This window comes from Plesiocystis pacifica SIR-1 (assembly GCF_000170895.1).
In the GTDB taxonomy this organism is placed as follows: domain Bacteria; phylum Myxococcota_A; class Polyangia; order Nannocystales; family Nannocystaceae; genus Plesiocystis; species Plesiocystis pacifica.
In genome coordinates, this window is the sequence record NZ_ABCS01000056.1 from 1 (window position 1) to 15,200 (window position 15,200).

9 protein-coding genes are annotated in these 15,200 nt (G+C 72.2%); 3 read left to right on the forward strand and 6 right to left on the reverse strand.

Annotation, left to right across the window (positions count from 1 at the left end; genetic code table 11):
- Together PPSIR1_RS24945 and PPSIR1_RS24950 are read left to right on the forward strand one after the other, a co-directional pair.
- Positions 1 to 3,074, forward strand: a 3,074-nt coding sequence (locus PPSIR1_RS24945) for a WD40 repeat domain-containing protein (RefSeq protein ID WP_006973952.1), incomplete at its 5' end; no start/stop codon positions are given.
- Between the two features lie 308 nt (positions 3,075 to 3,382).
- Positions 3,383 to 4,507, forward strand: a complete 1,125-nt coding sequence (locus PPSIR1_RS24950) for a trypsin-like serine peptidase (RefSeq protein WP_232296547.1) — start codon at positions 3,383 to 3,385, stop codon at positions 4,505 to 4,507.
- Positions 4,508 to 4,789: 282 nt separating this feature from the next.
- On the opposite strand, the gene PPSIR1_RS24955 is transcribed toward PPSIR1_RS24950, so the two are convergent.
- From PPSIR1_RS24955 to PPSIR1_RS24980, 6 genes are all read right to left on the reverse strand, one after another.
- Positions 4,790 to 5,851 carry a hypothetical protein gene (locus tag PPSIR1_RS24955; RefSeq protein WP_006973954.1) on the reverse strand — a complete coding sequence of 354 codons (1,062 nt, stop codon included), beginning with the start codon at positions 5,849 to 5,851 and terminating at the stop codon, positions 4,790 to 4,792.
- On the reverse strand, positions 5,848 to 6,858 hold the full coding sequence (gene fmt, locus PPSIR1_RS24960; protein ID WP_006973955.1) for a methionyl-tRNA formyltransferase: 1,011 nt from the start codon (positions 6,856 to 6,858) through the stop codon (positions 5,848 to 5,850). Before fmt ends, PPSIR1_RS24955 begins: the two co-directional genes overlap by 4 nt.
- The gene (locus tag PPSIR1_RS24965) at positions 6,855 to 9,710 is read right to left on the reverse strand and encodes a DUF4388 domain-containing protein (protein WP_006973956.1); all 2,856 of its coding nucleotides are present in this window, start codon (positions 9,708 to 9,710) and stop codon (positions 6,855 to 6,857) included. Before PPSIR1_RS24965 ends, fmt begins: the two co-directional genes overlap by 4 nt.
- A 97-nt stretch (positions 9,711 to 9,807) precedes the next feature.
- Positions 9,808 to 10,002 carry a hypothetical protein gene (locus PPSIR1_RS24970; RefSeq protein WP_006973957.1) on the reverse strand — a complete coding sequence of 65 codons (195 nt, stop codon included), beginning with the start codon at positions 10,000 to 10,002 and terminating at the stop codon, positions 9,808 to 9,810.
- A gap of 266 nt (positions 10,003 to 10,268) precedes the next feature.
- Positions 10,269 to 12,527: a sensor domain-containing diguanylate cyclase gene (locus PPSIR1_RS24975; protein WP_006973958.1), complete on the reverse strand. Its 2,259-nt coding sequence runs from the start codon at positions 12,525 to 12,527 to the stop codon at positions 10,269 to 10,271.
- The gene (locus PPSIR1_RS24980) at positions 12,527 to 12,898 is read right to left on the reverse strand and encodes an FtsB family cell division protein (protein WP_006973959.1); all 372 of its coding nucleotides are present in this window, start codon (positions 12,896 to 12,898) and stop codon (positions 12,527 to 12,529) included. Before PPSIR1_RS24980 ends, PPSIR1_RS24975 begins: the two co-directional genes overlap by 1 nt.
- Before the next feature lie 125 nt (positions 12,899 to 13,023).
- Here PPSIR1_RS24980 and PPSIR1_RS24985 point away from each other — a divergent pair, with 125 nt between their 5' ends.
- Complete coding sequence (locus PPSIR1_RS24985; protein WP_006973960.1) at positions 13,024 to 15,066, forward strand: bifunctional aldolase/short-chain dehydrogenase; 2,043 nt, start codon at positions 13,024 to 13,026, stop codon at positions 15,064 to 15,066.
- Positions 15,067 to 15,200: the final 134 nt, after the last annotated feature.

A 15,200-nucleotide genomic window follows, 5' to 3' on the forward strand; every position in this document is an offset into this window, starting at 1 on the left:
TCGCGGCCGGCGGCGCGCCTCAGCTCGCTGGCGGTGCTGCCTTTGGCGGCGGCGCGGCGGCGGGCGGCATGCCCAACCTCGCGGGCGGCGCGGCCGGTGGCGCGGCGGCGGGCGGCATGCCCAGCCTCGCGGGCGGCGCGGTCGGTGGCGCGTCGGCGGGCGGCATGCCCAGCCTCGCGGGCGGCGGTGCGGCCTTCGCCGGCGCGGCCGGTGGAGCCCCCGGCGGTGGTGCTGCTTTCGCGGGCGCGGCCGATCGACCCAAGATCCCCGGACGCAACGAGCGGCGCCGCCCCGGCGAGCCCGACGAGGACTACCAGCGCTGGGACGAGCTCGCGATCGCCTGGGACGACAGCGGACGCAGCGACAACATGCTGCTCACCGGCAAGTCCATGCAAGAGGCCCAGGTCTGGCTCGAGCGCGCGCGCTCGCGGGACCCCAAGCCCACCTCCTTGCAGCGCGAGTTCATCAAGGCCAGCCAGGGCCTCAAGCGCAAGAAGCTCATCCGCATCGCCGGGTGGGTCGGCGCGGCCCTGGGCGCCATCGCCCTCGGTGGCATCGTCGCCAAGCTCGCCCTCGGCACCCCCAAGAAGGACAAGGAAGAGCCCGAGGAGGGCAAGGACACCGTCGGCGCCCTCGTCGGCGAGGAGCCCATCTACGACATCGCCAACCGCGTGGCCGCCGACGCCGTCTCGCACATCGAGGGCGACCCCCGCCTGGCCACGGTCATGGCCGCGTCCGCGGTCCAGCTCGTCGCCGGCACCGAGGCCTTCCCGGGCTCGCAGCCCGACAACGCCCTGCGCCAGGCCCTCGCGGCCGCCCGCGGCCAGGCGCTGATCGGCGAGGGCGGGACCGCTGGCGATGGCAAGCCCGTCGAGGCCGTGGCCCTGTCCGTCGACGGCTCCAAGGTCATCGCCGCCGCTGGTGCCGACGCCAAGCTCTGGGATCTGCGCGAGGGCAAGACCACGCCCATCCACCTGCGCGGCCACCTGAGCCCCATCAAGCTCGCCGAGGCCAGCCCCGACGGCAAGTGGCTGGTGACCGCCGCCGAGGACCGCACCATCCGGCTGTGGAACCTCCAGGCCATCGACCCGAGCACGGACACCAAGACCCTCCGCGCCCACGAGGGCATGGTCACCGACATCGACTTCTCGGCCGACGGGCGGTGGATGATCAGCTGCGGCGAGGACAACCGCCCGCGGATCTGGGACCTGCACCAGGACAACCCGACCACCCCGACGGGCGTCCTCGACGGCGGCCACGAGGGCGCGATCACGGCGGTCGACATCGCCGCGGACGGCAGCGCCGCGTACACGGCCAGCGACGACATGACCGCGCGGATCTGGGGCCTGGTCGACGGCAAGCCCAAGGGTCGCCGGACCCTCTCGGGCCACGAGTCGCCGGTCATGGACGTCGCCGTCAGCCCCAACGGCAAGTGGCTGATCACCGGCAGCCAGGACCGCACGGCCCGGCTGTGGAAGCTCGACTCGGGCGCGCCGCACCGCAACCCCGTGATCCTCACCGGCCACAAGGGCCCCGTGACCCACGTAGCGATCAGCCCCGACTCGAGCCTCGCGGTCACGGCCAGCACCGACAAGAGCCTCAAGATCTGGGAGCTCGAGGCCAAGGATCCGGCGGTCACCGGCGTGACCTTCACGGGCCACGAGGACGTCATCAACGACCTGCGCATCGACGTCAGCAGCCGCTGGGCCGTGACCGCCGGCAAGGATCGCAAGGTCATGGCCTGGAACCTCGCCGACCGAGCCAAGGTCGTCGAGCGCGTCGAGTTCCCCGGGCACACCCGCACCGTCGGGGCCATCAACCTCAGCGGCGACGGGCGCTGGCTGGTCTCGGGCTCCGCCGACGGCACCGCCTTCGTGTGGGACTTCCAAGGCGGCGAGCAGGCCAACGCCGGCTCGGCCGTGGCGCGGGCGCACACCGGCCCGGTCAACGCGGTCTCGGCCGTGCGCGACGGCAAGCTGTTCGTGACCGGCAGCGGGGACCACAGCGCGTGGCTGTGGCGCTTCGAGCCCAGCGGGCGGCCCGAGCCCAAGGCCCACCTCGTCGGCCACCAGGGCCCGGTCAACGCCGCCGTGCTCAGCCCCGACGGGCACTGGGCCGCGACCGCCGGCCAGGACCAGGCCGTGCGCCTGTGGGACGTGACCAAGGACGACCCCAACGAGTTCGTCAAGGTCCTCGACGGGCACCAGGGCGAGGTCCTCGAGCTCGCGTTCAGCTCCGACGGCGAGTGGCTGTTCTCGGCCAGCACCGACAAGACCGTGCGCGCGTGGAAGGCCAGCGAGGGCTGGAAGAGCACGGAGCTCGCCGGCCACGTCGACGAGGTCATCGCCATGGCGCTGACCCCAAACGACCGCTTCCTGGTGACCACCGACCTCAAGGGCCAGCTGCGCGTGTGGGACCTGAAGTCGCCGCCCCTGGGCCAGCCCAAGCAGGCCCTCGACGCCCACAAGGGCTCGGCGATCTGGGCCCTGGCGATCAGCCCCGACGGCAAGCACATGCTCTCGGGCAGCGACGACCGCGTGGCCAAGCTGTGGTCCGTGACCGCCGACGGCCTCGACAAGAAGGTCACCGCCCTGCGCGGCCACACCGACACCGTCAAGGCCGCGACCTTCTCCGCCGACGGCAAGTGGGCCGTGACCGGCAGCCGCGACGGCACCTTGCGGCTGTGGCCCCTCGAGGAGGAGCACCCCGACGAGAAGGCCGAGGTGTTCGAGATGGCCGGCAGCGCCGTCGAGTGGGTGATGTTCTCCCCCGACAGCAAGCGCCTGTACAACGGCAACGACGACGGCTCCGTGCACGTGTGGTTCCCCCGCCCGCTCGAGGGCCGCGACAACCACCAGGTGCTCGTCGGCCACGGCAAGAAGGTCGCCGCCGCGACCATGCCCGTCGACGGCCGCTTCCTGCTCACCGGCAGCTACGACGGCACCGCCCGGATCTGGCCCATGCAGGCGCCCAGCATGCTGCGCCTGGCCTGCGCCGCCACCGGCCGCGGGCCCAGCGAGAGCGAGTGGAAAGAGTGGACCAGCGGCCAGCCCTACAAGGCCATCTGCGGCTGAGCTCTGTTTTGCCCCCACAGCCGCCTGGGACCGGGGGCGCTTCGCTCCGCTCCTCCGCTTTGGCTTGGTGGGCAATGGAGTTCGTGCCTTCGAGAAGGCTCGTGGTCGCCCCGGTCGCGGGGCGTGGGTTCGTTGGCAGTCTCGGATCATCCGGGGCGCCGTTTCATCCTTGGTAGGCCGAAGCCTCCCTTCGGTGATGACTGGTGAGAGACTGACCGCTCGGTAGTCAGCGGAGGGTGTCGCGCCGCCCGACTTTTTTGAGCTTCGCTTAATCCACTCGTGGGCGCGTCGGTATTGCCCAAGTGAAGATGCTGACGCGCTACCGGTTTTCATCCACCACTCTCGCTACCTTCTCCGCGGCCCTCGTGCTGGCGCTGGGCTCGAGCACGGGCTGCGTCGACGAAGGCGAGGACCTCGGGCCGATCGAGGGCGAGCTCGGGGCCCAGCTCGACGCCGAGTTCGACGCGAGCTTCGACGCCGCCGAGCTTGGTAGCGAGCTCGAGCTGAGCTTCGAGGCGAACCTGCTCGAGAGCGAGGAGGAGCCCCGCGCGACGCTCGGCGAGGGCTCGGGCGAGCTCCTGGGCCCCGTCGACCTCCCCGAGGACAGCACCGAGAACTTCGTCGCCTGCCTGTCCCAGTGCACGAGCTCCGAGATGATCATCGGCTGCGACAACCGAGAGCAGGGCAACGTCCAGCAGTCGGCGACGGCCGGCCCCTACGACATGATCGGCCAGTTCGAGCACCAAGACGGCGGGGGCGACTGCACCGGCACGCTGATCGGCGACAAGTTCGTGCTCGGCGCGGCGCACTGCTTCGTCAACAACCAGGCGAACTTCAACGACGAGCCCACGGGCTTCTCCCTGTCGCAGAGCTGGGGCTCCGAGCCCTACGGAAAGATCTACGCCAAGCGCGTGTTCATCCCGACCGCCTTCGGCGCGGGCCAGTCGCCCGAGGTCAAGGCCTTCGACTACGCCGTCGTCGAGCTCGCCCACTCGCCCAACGCCCCGCGGACCATGGACGTCGACTACCTCAGCTGGGGGACCCTCTCGGGCCGAACCTCGATCGCCGTGGGCTACCCCTACGACAAGGCCGAGGGCACGGTCTGGTACGACCACGGCGTGTTCTCGGCCAGCCAGGACGACAAGTGGATCAACGGAGGCGAGAGCGGGATCCTGCGCGTGAGCAACGACGGCGTCGGGGGCATGAGCGGCGGCCCGCTCTACGTGTGGTACGGGGGCGTGCGCAAGCTCGTGGGCGTGTTCATCGGCAGCCCCGAGGAGGAGTGTGAAGTCGGCCACGTGTGGGCCGCTCGGATGACGCCCGAGGCCGTCGAGCGCGTCGAGAACGCGATGCTCTACCCGCCCAACGGCAACGTCATCGACTTCAGCTGGGAGGTCCACGACTTCAGCTCGGTCCCGCCGACCGAGTACTGAGTCGTGGACGTGGGGCAGGGAGGGCGTGGCGTCGTCCACGACGGCTAAAGTAGACAGGGACTGTGAAAACTTCACAGTCCCTGAGTCGTGGACGTGGGGCAGGGAGGGCGTGGCGTCGTCCACGACGGCTAAAATAGGCAGAGGGTCGGGCAAAACTCGTTTTGGCCGACCCTCTGAGTCGTGGACGTGGGGCAGGGAGGGCGTGGCGTCGTCCACGACGGCTAAAGTAGACAGGGACTGTGGATTCATTCACAGTCTCTGAACCCTCGAGGTCAGTGATCCTCAGTCGAGGAGCTCGAGCAAGATCCCGTCGAGGCTCTCGCGCTCGCCGTAGCGCCGGGTGTAGTCGGCCACGGCCGCGCGCAGCTCGGGCTCGCGGGCGAGGAGCTCGACAAAGGTCGCGAGCTCCTCGACGACGACCGGCGACCCCAGCAACGCCCGCAGGCCCGCCTCGAAGCGAAGCAGCGGGTCTTCCCCCGACCCCTCGGCCTCGGCCAGCGCGTCCTCGAGCAGCGCCCGGCTGGCCTCGCGGACCGCGGGCTCGGCCGCCAACCGGCGCAGGCTGTCGGCCGCCAGCACAGCACAGCGCTCGTGGTCGAGGATGCCCGCGATGAGCTCGTGACCTGCGGGCGCGTCGGCGAGCACGTCGACGAAGTCGATGACCAGGTCCGCCATGCGCCGCGGGTCGGACACCCGCGCGCGCAGGTGCTCGGCGAGGGCCTCGGGGTCCCCCGCCACGCTCGCGCCCACGCGGGCGTCGAGCTCCCGGCGAAAGCCGGGGTCGTCGAGGCGCGCGACGAGGACCTCCGCCAGGGCCTCGGCCGCGCCGGCCTCGACCAGCAAGGTGCGGCCCACCGGCGGGCCCGCGGCGCTGAGCTTGGCGCCGAGGACCTCCGACACCGCCGCCGCGAGCTCGGGCCGGGTCAGGCGGGCGTCGAGGACGGTCACGAAGCTCGCGCTGAGCTCGGCGAGCTCGAGCTCGGGGTGGGCCTTGGCGTGGGCGACCAAGGCGGCGCGCACCGAGGGCGTGTCCTGGACCTCGGCGAAGAAGCGGTCGCTCGCCGCCGCGACCTCGGGGTCGGAGCCGATCCGCGCCAGCGCCCGCTCGCTCGCCTCGACCACGGGGACCTCGGCCGCGAGGCCCTCGACGGCGCGCTCGAAGCTCCGGCGCGGGCCGGCCTCGGTCAGCGCCGCTTCGATGCCCTCGGTGGTCGGCGCGCGCAGCTGCTGGGCGTCAAAGCTGGGCCGGGCTCGGGGCGACTCGCCCTCGGCGGGCGCCGGAGCGTCGCGGGAGCACCCGAGCGCTCCCAGCAAGCCGACCAGCGCCAGCGCCCTGGCGTTCACGCGTCCGCGAGCCCCAGACGCTCGCCCTCGGCGAAGGGCTGTCCAGCGGCGTAGTCCCGCGGCGCCATGCGGCGCTTGCCGGGGGCCTGGACCGTCGCCACGCGCACGACCCCGTCGCCCGCGCACACGTGCATGCCCTGGTCGTCGACGCCCAGGACCTGCCCCGGCGACGCGCCCTCGGGCCGGCTCCAGTCGCTCGCGCCACCGCCGGTGAGCTTGAGGATCACCGCCTTGCCCTCGGCCTTGCCCTCGTCGGGGCTGCGCTTGGTCCACGCGCACGGCCACGGGTCCATGCCGCGGATGTGGTCGATGACCCGGCGCTGGCTCGTCGACCAGTCGACCTCGCCCTCGGCCTTGTCGAGCTTGGCCGCGTGCACGGGCTCGCCGTCGAGCTCGGCCTGGTCCTGGGGCGGCGGGACGTCGGGGAAGGCGGCCAGGAACTCGCCGAGCACGTCGCCGCCAAAGCTGGCCAGGCGCTCGAACAGGGCGCCGGAGGTCTCCTCGGCCCCGATCGGCGTCGACGCGAGGCGGTAGACCGGGCCGGTGTCGCAGCCGATGTCCATCTTCATGATCGCCACGCCGGTCTCGGCGTCGCCCGAGAGCACCGCGCGCTGAATCGGCGCGGCCCCCCGCCAGCGCGGCAGCAAGGACGCGTGCACGTTGACGCAGCCGTACTTGGGCAGCTCGAGCACGTCCCGGCCGAGGATGCGCCCGTAGGCCGTGACCACGATGATCTCGGGGTCGGCGTCCTGGAGCAGCGCCGCGAGCCGACCCTTGCGGACCTTGGTGGGCTGGACGACGGGCACGCCCAGGGCCTCGGCCGCGACCTTGACCGCCGGCGGCTTGAGCTTGCGACCGCGACCGGCGGGGCGATCGGGCTGGCTGACCACCAGGCGCAGGTCGCAGTGTTGGTGCACGGCGTGCAGCGAGGGCACGGCGAAGTCCGGCGAGCCCATGAACACGGCGCGGAGCTTTCGCTTGGGGGAGGACTCGTCGGTGTTGGTCATGCGCTGGGGCCGTCTCCGAGGTGGGCGAGATAGGCCGAGCGCATCGCGTCGTCAACCAGGATGTCCCGCGCCTCGTCGAGGGCCGCGCGCAGCTCGAGCAGCTCGCGGGCGTGGCGACGGCGGCTCTCGTCCTCGAGGGCGCCGTCGCTGAAGGTCGTGCGCAGCGAGCTGTGGGCCTGGCGGATCTCGCTGCGCGCCGCGTCCCGACCCAGCCCGAGGAGCTCGAAGTAGTCGGCCTCCCGGGCCAGGCGCAGGCGCTCGAGGATGCGCTCGCCGTCGACGCCGCTGGGCTCGCGGCCGTCGTCGACGGCGTGCTCCGGCTCCTCGCGCAAGAGCACGAGGCCGGCCAGGTCCATGGCGTGCAGCAGGGCGAACAGGGCCTGCTCGTCGGCCCCCTCGGCGATCAGCGCGGCCACGCCCTGGCGGCCGTCAAAGCGGCGCACCCACGCCTCTTCTTCCGGCAGCATGCCAAAGCGCTCGCCGAGCTCGGCGAGGCCGTCGGCGTCGAGGCGGGCGACGAGCTTGGGCACGAGGGCGCCCCGGCCCACGCGGCGGGTGATCCGGGCCTCGAGCTCTTCGGCCTCCAAGCGGTAGCGCAGGCCGTCGAGGAGCAAGCTGGGCAGGGGCGCGTCGAGCTGCACGGGCTCGTCGGTGCGCTCCCCGGGCTCGGTGGTCCAGCTGCCCTCGGTCCAGCTGAAGGTGGAGTCGAGCATGCGCGCGAGGTGATCGCGGAGCAGCACGTCGAGCTCCCGGGCCTTGAGGAAGCCCGAGTCCACGAGCAGCTGGCCCACGCGCCGGGGCTCCTTCGCGGCGAGGCGCCGGGCGGTCTCGTACTGCGGGCGGGTGAGCACGCCGCGGCGCAGCAGGCCGTCGACCAGGCGATCGCTGTTGGCGTTGCTGCGCACGAACACGGGGTCGCCGTCGCGCAGCCAGACCTGCTTCTCGACCCGCTGCCGCGCGACCCGGAGCTTGCCGGTGAAGCGCTGCTCGTGCAGCTGCCACAACAGCCCCGGGACCTCGACGCCCTCGCCGAGCTTGCCGGTCTCGCGCACGCTCGGGTCGATGCGCGGGACCAGCGAAGGCGGCGGCGCGCTACGCCGAGCAGGCCGGCGCGGGCTTCGAGTCGGGCTCGGGCGCTCGGGCTCGGGCTCGGGCTCAGCTTCGGGCTTGGGCTCGTCGTCCTCCCAGGCCTGGCCGAAGGTGTCCGCCAAGGCGTCGTCGAGCTCGTCGCGCCCCCTCGGGTCGTCGTCGTCCTCACCGTCCTCGAACGCGTCGTCCGCTTCGGGCTCGTCCCGCTCGTCCCGCTCGTCAGCCTCGAGCTCCGCGTCGCCCTCGTCCTCGTCGGGAGCCAGGGCGTGCTCGGTCTCGAACTCGGACTCGGAGCCCGCCTCCTCCTCGTCGAGGAAGGGCGACTCGGGCTCGCGCTCGAAGGCGCTGGGCCGGCCCGGGCGCTCCGGTCGGGCGGGGCGAGACGGCCTCGAAGGTCGCGACGGACGGCGCGAGCTCGGCCGCTCGTCGCGGTCCCGGCCGCCCCAGCTGTAGTCGTCGTGATCGCGCGCGCTTCGAGACTCCCGGGCCGAATCCCGGGCCGAATCCCTGGACAGATCGCGGGTGGCCTCGCGCGCGCTCTCGCGGCTGAAGCGTCCCCTCGCGCTGCGCCCGACCTCGTCCTCCTCGGGCCACGGCTCGTCGCGGGTGTGGGGGTCGTAGCCATCGCGGGGCCGACGGGGACGCGCCGGGCTGGGCCGGTCGCGCCCGCCCTCGGGCAAGTTGCGCTCGTGCGAGCGCAGGGGCCCCTCGCTCCGCGGGCGCTCCCAGGCTCGCGTGCGCATGGGCTCGCTGGTGGGCTCGGGCTCTCGACGGTCCCGGCGGCTGCGGTAGCGGCCGTAGCTGCCGCTGCCCTCGTCGCGCTCTCGGTCGCGCTCTCGCTCTCGATCTCGGCTGTCCCGCGGCGGTCGGCCCGGCCGCGGGAAGCGGCTCGTGCCCTCGGAGCTGCGGCCGTAGCCGTAGCGATCTCGGCTGCGCCGCTCGACCTTGCCGGTGCCCTCGTCCTCACCCCGCGGCGAGCCTTCGCGCCGCTCGCCCCACTCCGATCGTTCGGAGCGCTCGCCTCGCTCGGGCCGTTGAGGTCGCGAGGGCCGGCTCGCCCGACCGCCCCAGCCGCCCCCGCGCTCCCGGCGAGAGCGCGGCGAGGGCCGATCCTCGCGCAAGCTGGGCGAGCGGCCGCGCAGGTGCTCGCCGATCTCCGTGACCAGGGGCTCCGGATCGTCGACGGGGTCGACGTCTGGGATCCCGTCGAGGCCAAAGTCTTCGAGGTCGTGCTCGGACTCCGTGGGCGTGTCGCGCAAGCGCGCGTCGAGGCGATCGAGGGTCCGGTGCAGGTTGCCCAAGCTGCTCCGCCCGGCCTCCTCGCTCCGCTCCCGACGCGGGCGGCTGCGCGAACGCGGCGACTCTCGATCCTGGCTGAGATCCTGGGTCGCCTCGCGCACGGGCGGGCCGGCGTACTGGGTGAGGGTGTCGGCGAGCTCCTCGGGGTCCGCCGGCTCCTCGAGGAAGGCGTCGGCGCCGATGTCGAGGACGTCGGCGAGGTCGCGCAGGTTGCCGCCGAGCTGGCCGTAGAGGACCACGGGGATCGAGGCCCCGGCTCGGGTCCGACGCAGCCCGGCGAGCAGCACGTCCGGGTCGACCTCGGCCATGCACGCGACGATCACCGCCGGGGGCGAGCTCGTCCGCACGCGGCGGTTGAGCTGCCGCGGCGGACACAGGGCGACGGCATAGCCGAGCCCCGCGACCGAGTCGGCGAGCTCCCGGCGCTGGGCCGGTTCGCCGACGATCAGAATCTCCGGCGTCACGCGCTCGCAGTCTACCCGAATCGACGCCGCGCGCCGAGCGAGGGACCTCTCAGAAGTTCAGGTGGCGCTCAAACGACGAAGCGGCGGGCTTCGAGGCTCACCGCCCGCGCGCTCGCGTGGCGCAGGAGGGCCACGGCGGCCTCGGGGCGCGCGCGGCCAGGCTCGGCAGGCCGACGGCGAACTCGAGCTCGAGGGGCCCCTCCACGAGGCCCGCGCGAAGCACCCGCTCGTCGCAGGCCCGGCGCAGCGCCGGCGCGAGGCCCTGGGGGATCGGCTCGCGCACGTGGCCCATGTCGACGGCGTAGTCGCCCGCCTCGCGGCGCAGTGAGTCCCGCTGGGCTGCTGCGTGACCAGGGCCAGCCGACAGGTCAGGGTGCTCGCGCTCATGCGCACTTCGCAGGCCCGCGCGCGCGGGCTCCCGCTCGCCAGCACGCCCCCGCGCAGGCCGGCGATCCCGACGACCAGCAAGGTCACCACCGAGGCGACGAGGTTGATCCCCGGCGCACCCGCGCTCCGCAGCGATCCGGTCCCGAGGCGACTGCGGGGGCAAAGCAGCGCTCAGGGCAGGTCGCAGACCTTCGTGACCCGGTTGCGGCCGTGCTCCTTGCAGTAGTAGAGCGCCTGGTCGGCGAGCTCGATGAGCTCGTGCCGCTTGGTGCTGTCGCGGGGGAACTCGGCCACACCCAGGGACAGGGTCACCGAGAAGCTGCCGTTGTCCGAGGTGATGGTCTGGGCCGCGATCTCCTCGCGCAGGCGGTTGGCGAACACGGCCGCCCCCTCGGCGTCGGTGTCGGGCAGCACGAGCACGAACTCCTCGCCGCCGTAGCGCGCGACGATGTCGACCTTGCGCGCGCGCCGGGTGAAGATCGCGGCGACCCGCTTGAGCACTGCGTCGCCCACGGGGTGGCCGTAGGTGTCGTTGACGCTCTTGAAGTGGTCGATGTCCGTCAAGATGATCGAGAACTTCTGGCCGGTGCGCTCGGACAGCGCGTGCAGCTGCTCGAGGCGCTCTTGGAAGGCGCGGTGGTTGGTCAGCCCGGTCAGGCCGTCGGTCGTCGCCCGCTCCTCCATCGACTGGTACATGCGGGCGTTTTGCATCGACACGCCGACTTGGTGGCTGATGACCCGGAGCATCTCCCGGGCCGCGGGCGGGTAGGCCTTGACCCGCGAGCTGATCAGCGTGATCGCGCCGAGCACCTGCTCACCGCGGACCAGGGGCAGGACCAGCACGCTGCGCGCCTGGTCGAAGCGGGTCTGCTTGTCGAAGATGGCCACGGAGCTGTCGGGGTACTCCCCCGTCGCCGGCATGTGGTGGCGGTTCTTGACCGCCATGGACACCAGGCAGACCCCGTCGGTGAAGCTCTTGTCGGCCAGGCTCGCGGCGTGCTCGGCCCACAGCGCCTCCTCCTTGGAGCGCGCCTCTTCGTCGGTGGCCTCGTGGGCGTGGCGCACGGCGAGGACCTCGTGGCGGCCCGCGCTGGCGTCGTGGCGCGTGAGCACGGCCAGGTCGTAGGGGGCCATGGCCGAGAGCGCGGCGAAGGTCTTGGCGTAGACGTCGTCGAGGGTCAGGGCCTGGTTGAGCAGCTCGCTCGCCCGGTAGAACTGCTCTTGCTCGTACTTGCCGCGCTCGACCGCCGCGAAGGCCCGCTCTTGCTCGATGATCCGCATGCACTGGGCCCCGGCCTTGATCAGCGCGTCCTGCTCGAGGTCGGTGAAGGGCTGGTCCTCGACCCGGTCGGCGCACAAGAAGCCGCGCACGACCTTGCCGTCGGTCAGCGGCACGACGCACAGGTCGGTGACGGGCTCGGGACCCTGGTAGTAGGGCGGGACCCGGCGGCCGCCGAGGGCCTTGAGGCGCAGGGGCTTGGGGTCGCGCAGGGCCGCGGCGAGCACCCCGGGGTTCTCGATCACCGGGTTGTCGCGGACCATCTCCGAGGCCGTGGCCATCTCCTTGATGATCAGCGGCGGGGTCTTGCGCGAGTCCTTGCGCTGGCCTCGCTTGCCCTCGTCCGGGTCGGGCTCGATCCACAGCAGCGCCGCCGTGTTGAGCTCGAGCGACACGCACAAGAGATCGATGGTGAAGAACAGCTGCTCGTGGACGTGGTGGACCGCGCCCTGGGCCATGCGCAGCTCCTCGTCTTCGCGCGAGCGGGCGGCCCGGCTGGCCAGGGGCAGCTGCGAGGCGATCAGCCGAAAGTCCCGGGCCTCCTCGCGGATGCGGTCGAGCTCCGTGGAGATCGAGACCTCGTGCTGGCCGCGCAGGCGCTTGGCGAGGTTGCTGAGCACCAGCAAGTTGCCGGCGGCGAAGAAGCCCAGGTAGGTCAGGTGCATGGCGACGGTGGCCCAGCTGCCGCCTTCGCCCATGCCGACGGTGATCTCCAGCAGGCCCGTGGCCGCCAGCCACACCCCCGCGACCCAGCGGCGCTTGTTGATGATCAGCAGGAAGCTGACCAGCGCATAGACCAAGGGATAGAGAAAGCTGGTCAGGCCGCCGGAGGCGACGATCAAGATGTAGACGCCGGTGACCAGCAGCAGCCCCAGCTCGAGCTCCTGCCCGGCCTCGACGGCGCTGCTCGGCGCCAACCGACGGCGCCGCGGCTCGCTCGTCGTCGGGCTCAGCTCGCGCATCAGCGCCCGGGTCAGCGTGGCCGCGTAGACCATCAGCCCGGTCAGGGCCATGAGGTCTCCGGCCCACAGCTTTTTGGCCGAGAACTGGCCCATGGCCAGGAGGAAGGCGAAGGCGGCGACGACGATGAGTCCCCACCAATCCGTGGCTTGCTTGCGAGCCAGGTAGAGCTTGCGCGCGATGGCGGTCATCAGTGCTCGGTGCTCCCTGCGTGGAAGGGCTTGGGCGAAGGCTTCGAAGTCGGGTCGGCGTCGGCGGGGCGGTGGACTTCGAACACCAGCTCCCCGGGCAAGATCATGTTGAGGTCCTCGCGGGCAATGCGCGCCAGCTCGCGGTCGACGCGGCCGCTCGAGCTCGGGTCCTCGGGGTTGCGATGCAACGCGTCGACCTCCGCCTCGAGCAGGCGGATTTCGGCGCGCAGATCCTCGTTCCCCTCGACGAGCGCGTCTCGCTCCGCTCGAACACGGGCCAAATCTTCGGCCCCGAGGTGTTCGTAGCTCGGCAGGAAGGCGATCGCCGCGGTGATGAACAAGGCCAGCAGGATGCGGTTGAGCCAGGTCATCGCGGTGACTCGCACCGTACGGATCGACGATTGGAGCCGCAAAAATCCGACCCATTTGTACCCCTGCGCGCCTGGCTCACTGTTCAGGTAGGCGGTGGTCGGACAGCTCCGGTACAACCCGGGCCATGGACAGCCGCTGGTCCGACGAGGAGGCCCGAGATTTCATCGCCCGCTACGCGAGCGCGGACCGCAGCAACGAGGACGTGGCGCTGCGCGTCTACAGCTCGCGCTTGATCGGCGGCGAGGCCTCGCTGGTCCTCCACGGCGGGGGCAACACTTCGGTCAAGACCCGGCTCGTCGACGACACCGGCGCCGAGGTCGACGTGCTGTGCGTCAAGGGCAGCGGCTGGGACCTGAAGTTCATCGAGCCCGCCGGGCTGCCCGCGGTGCGCCTGGACACCCTCGCGGCCCTGCGCGAGCTCGACGCGCTGAGCGACGAGGACATGGTCAACGCCCAGCGCACCCGGCTGCTCGACGCGAGCGCGCCCAACCCCTCGGTCGAGACCCTGCTGCACGCCTTCTTGCCGGCCAAGTTCATCGACCACTCCCACGCCGACGCGATTTTGGCCCTGGTCGATCAGCCCGAGGGGCCGCGCGAAGCGTTGCTGGCCGAGCTGTTCGGCGCGCGCCTGGCCCTGGTGCCCTACGTCATGCCCGGCTTCGCCCTGGCCAAGCTCGCGGCCGAGGTCGCCGCGGCCAACCCCGAGGCCGAGGGGCTGTTGCTGCTCCAGCACGGCCTGTTCACCTGGGGCGAGACGGCCAGGGAGTCCTACGAGCGCCACGTGTGGGCCGTCGATCGGGCCGAGCGTCACATCGCCACCACTCGACATGGACGCGGCGCCCCGGCGCTGTCGAGCGTCGACGCCGACGCGGCCGCGGCTCGCTTCGTCGCCCACGCCCCGGAGCTGCGCGGGCGCCTGGGCCAGGCCTCGGGCAAGCGCACCTTCCTCCACTTTCGGACCAGCCCGGCGATCCATCGCTTTTGCGGCCGAGAAGACCTGGGCCAGGTCTCGCAGCGCGGGCCGGTCACGCCCGATCACGTCATCCGCACCAAGGCGACGCCGCTGATCGTCGATGACCCGAGCGATCTGGCCCAGCTCGACGCCCGCGTCGAGGCCTTCCGCGCCAACTACCGGGCCTACTTCGAGCGTCAGCAGGCGCTGCGACCCGAGCGGAGCCTCGTCGCCCTCGACCCCGATCCGCGCGTGATGCTGCTCCCCGGCGTGGGCCTGGTCGGCGTCGGGACCTCGCCCAAGGCCGCCCGCGTCGCCGCCGATCTCTACGAGCACACCGTCGATGTCATCGACGCCGCCGAGTCCGTGGGCACCTACACCGCCCTGCCCGAGCGCGATCTCTTCGACATGGAGTACTGGTCCCTCGAGCAAGCCAAGCTCGGCAAGAAGAAGCCCCGCCCCCTCGACGGCCGCATCGTCTACCTCACCGGCGCGGCCCGGGGCATCGGCGCGGCCACGGCCCGGGTGTTCGCCGAGGCCGGCGCGACCCTCTACCTCGTCGACCGCGAGGCTGACGAGCTCGAGGCCCTGGCCGCCGAGCTCGGCGCGGCCTGGGAGGCCCTCGACGTCACCGACGAGGCCGCCGTCGACGACAGCGTGCGCGCGTGCGTGGCTCGCTTTGGCGGCCTCGACGGGCTGATCTCCAACGCCGGCGTCGCCCCCCAGTCGCCCATCGCGACCTGCTCCACCGAGCTCCTCCAGCGCAGCTTCGCCGTCAACTTCTTCGCCCACCAGGCCCTCGCCGCGCGGGCCTTCCAGATCTTCGAGCGCCAGGGCGGCGGCGGCTTCCTGCTGTTCAACGCGTCCAAGGCCGCCTTCAACCCCGGCGCGAACTTTGGCCCCTACGCCCTGCCCAAGGCGGCCCTGGTCGCCTTGACCAAGCAGTACGCCCTCGAGGGCGGGCCCCTGGGCATCCGCGCCAACGCGGTCAACGCCGACCGCATCCGCACGGGCCTGCTCGACGCCGCCGACGTCGAAAAGCGCGCCGCCGCGCGCGGTCTGGAGGTTGATGCCTATTACCGATCCAACCTCCTGCGTCGCGAGGTCAGCGGCCGGGAAGTCGGCGAGGCCTTCCTGCACCTGGCCCTCGCCCAGAGCACCACGGGCTGCGTGCTGACCGTCGACGGGGGCAACATCGCCGCGTCGCCGCGCTGAGACGTGGACGTCTCTGAGCCCTGCACTCGCTGACGTGACCTGACCGATCGCCCACGGCAGTAGCCGCACGAACGGGAAACTTCACCTCCCGCTCTGGCGTGAGACCATGGCCCCGCGCGGGATCCCCCGCTCCC

Bases quoted from the DNA above. Each gene is read 5' to 3' on its own strand.
- fmt (WP_006973955.1), bottom strand. From the start codon at position 6,858: ATGACCAACACCGACGAGTCCTCCCCCAAGCGAAAGCTCCGCGCCGTG.
- PPSIR1_RS24985 (WP_006973960.1), top strand. From the start codon at position 13,024: ATGGACAGCCGCTGGTCCGACGAGGAGGCCCGAGATTTCATCGCCCGC.
- PPSIR1_RS24970 (WP_006973957.1), bottom strand. From the start codon at position 10,002: ATGGGCCACGTGCGCGAGCCGATCCCCCAGGGCCTCGCGCCGGCGCTG.
- PPSIR1_RS24975 (WP_006973958.1), bottom strand. From the start codon at position 12,527: ATGACCGCCATCGCGCGCAAGCTCTACCTGGCTCGCAAGCAAGCCACG.
- PPSIR1_RS24950 (WP_232296547.1), top strand. From the start codon at position 3,383: ATGCTGACGCGCTACCGGTTTTCATCCACCACTCTCGCTACCTTCTCC.
- PPSIR1_RS24980 (WP_006973959.1), bottom strand. From the start codon at position 12,898: ATGACCTGGCTCAACCGCATCCTGCTGGCCTTGTTCATCACCGCGGCG.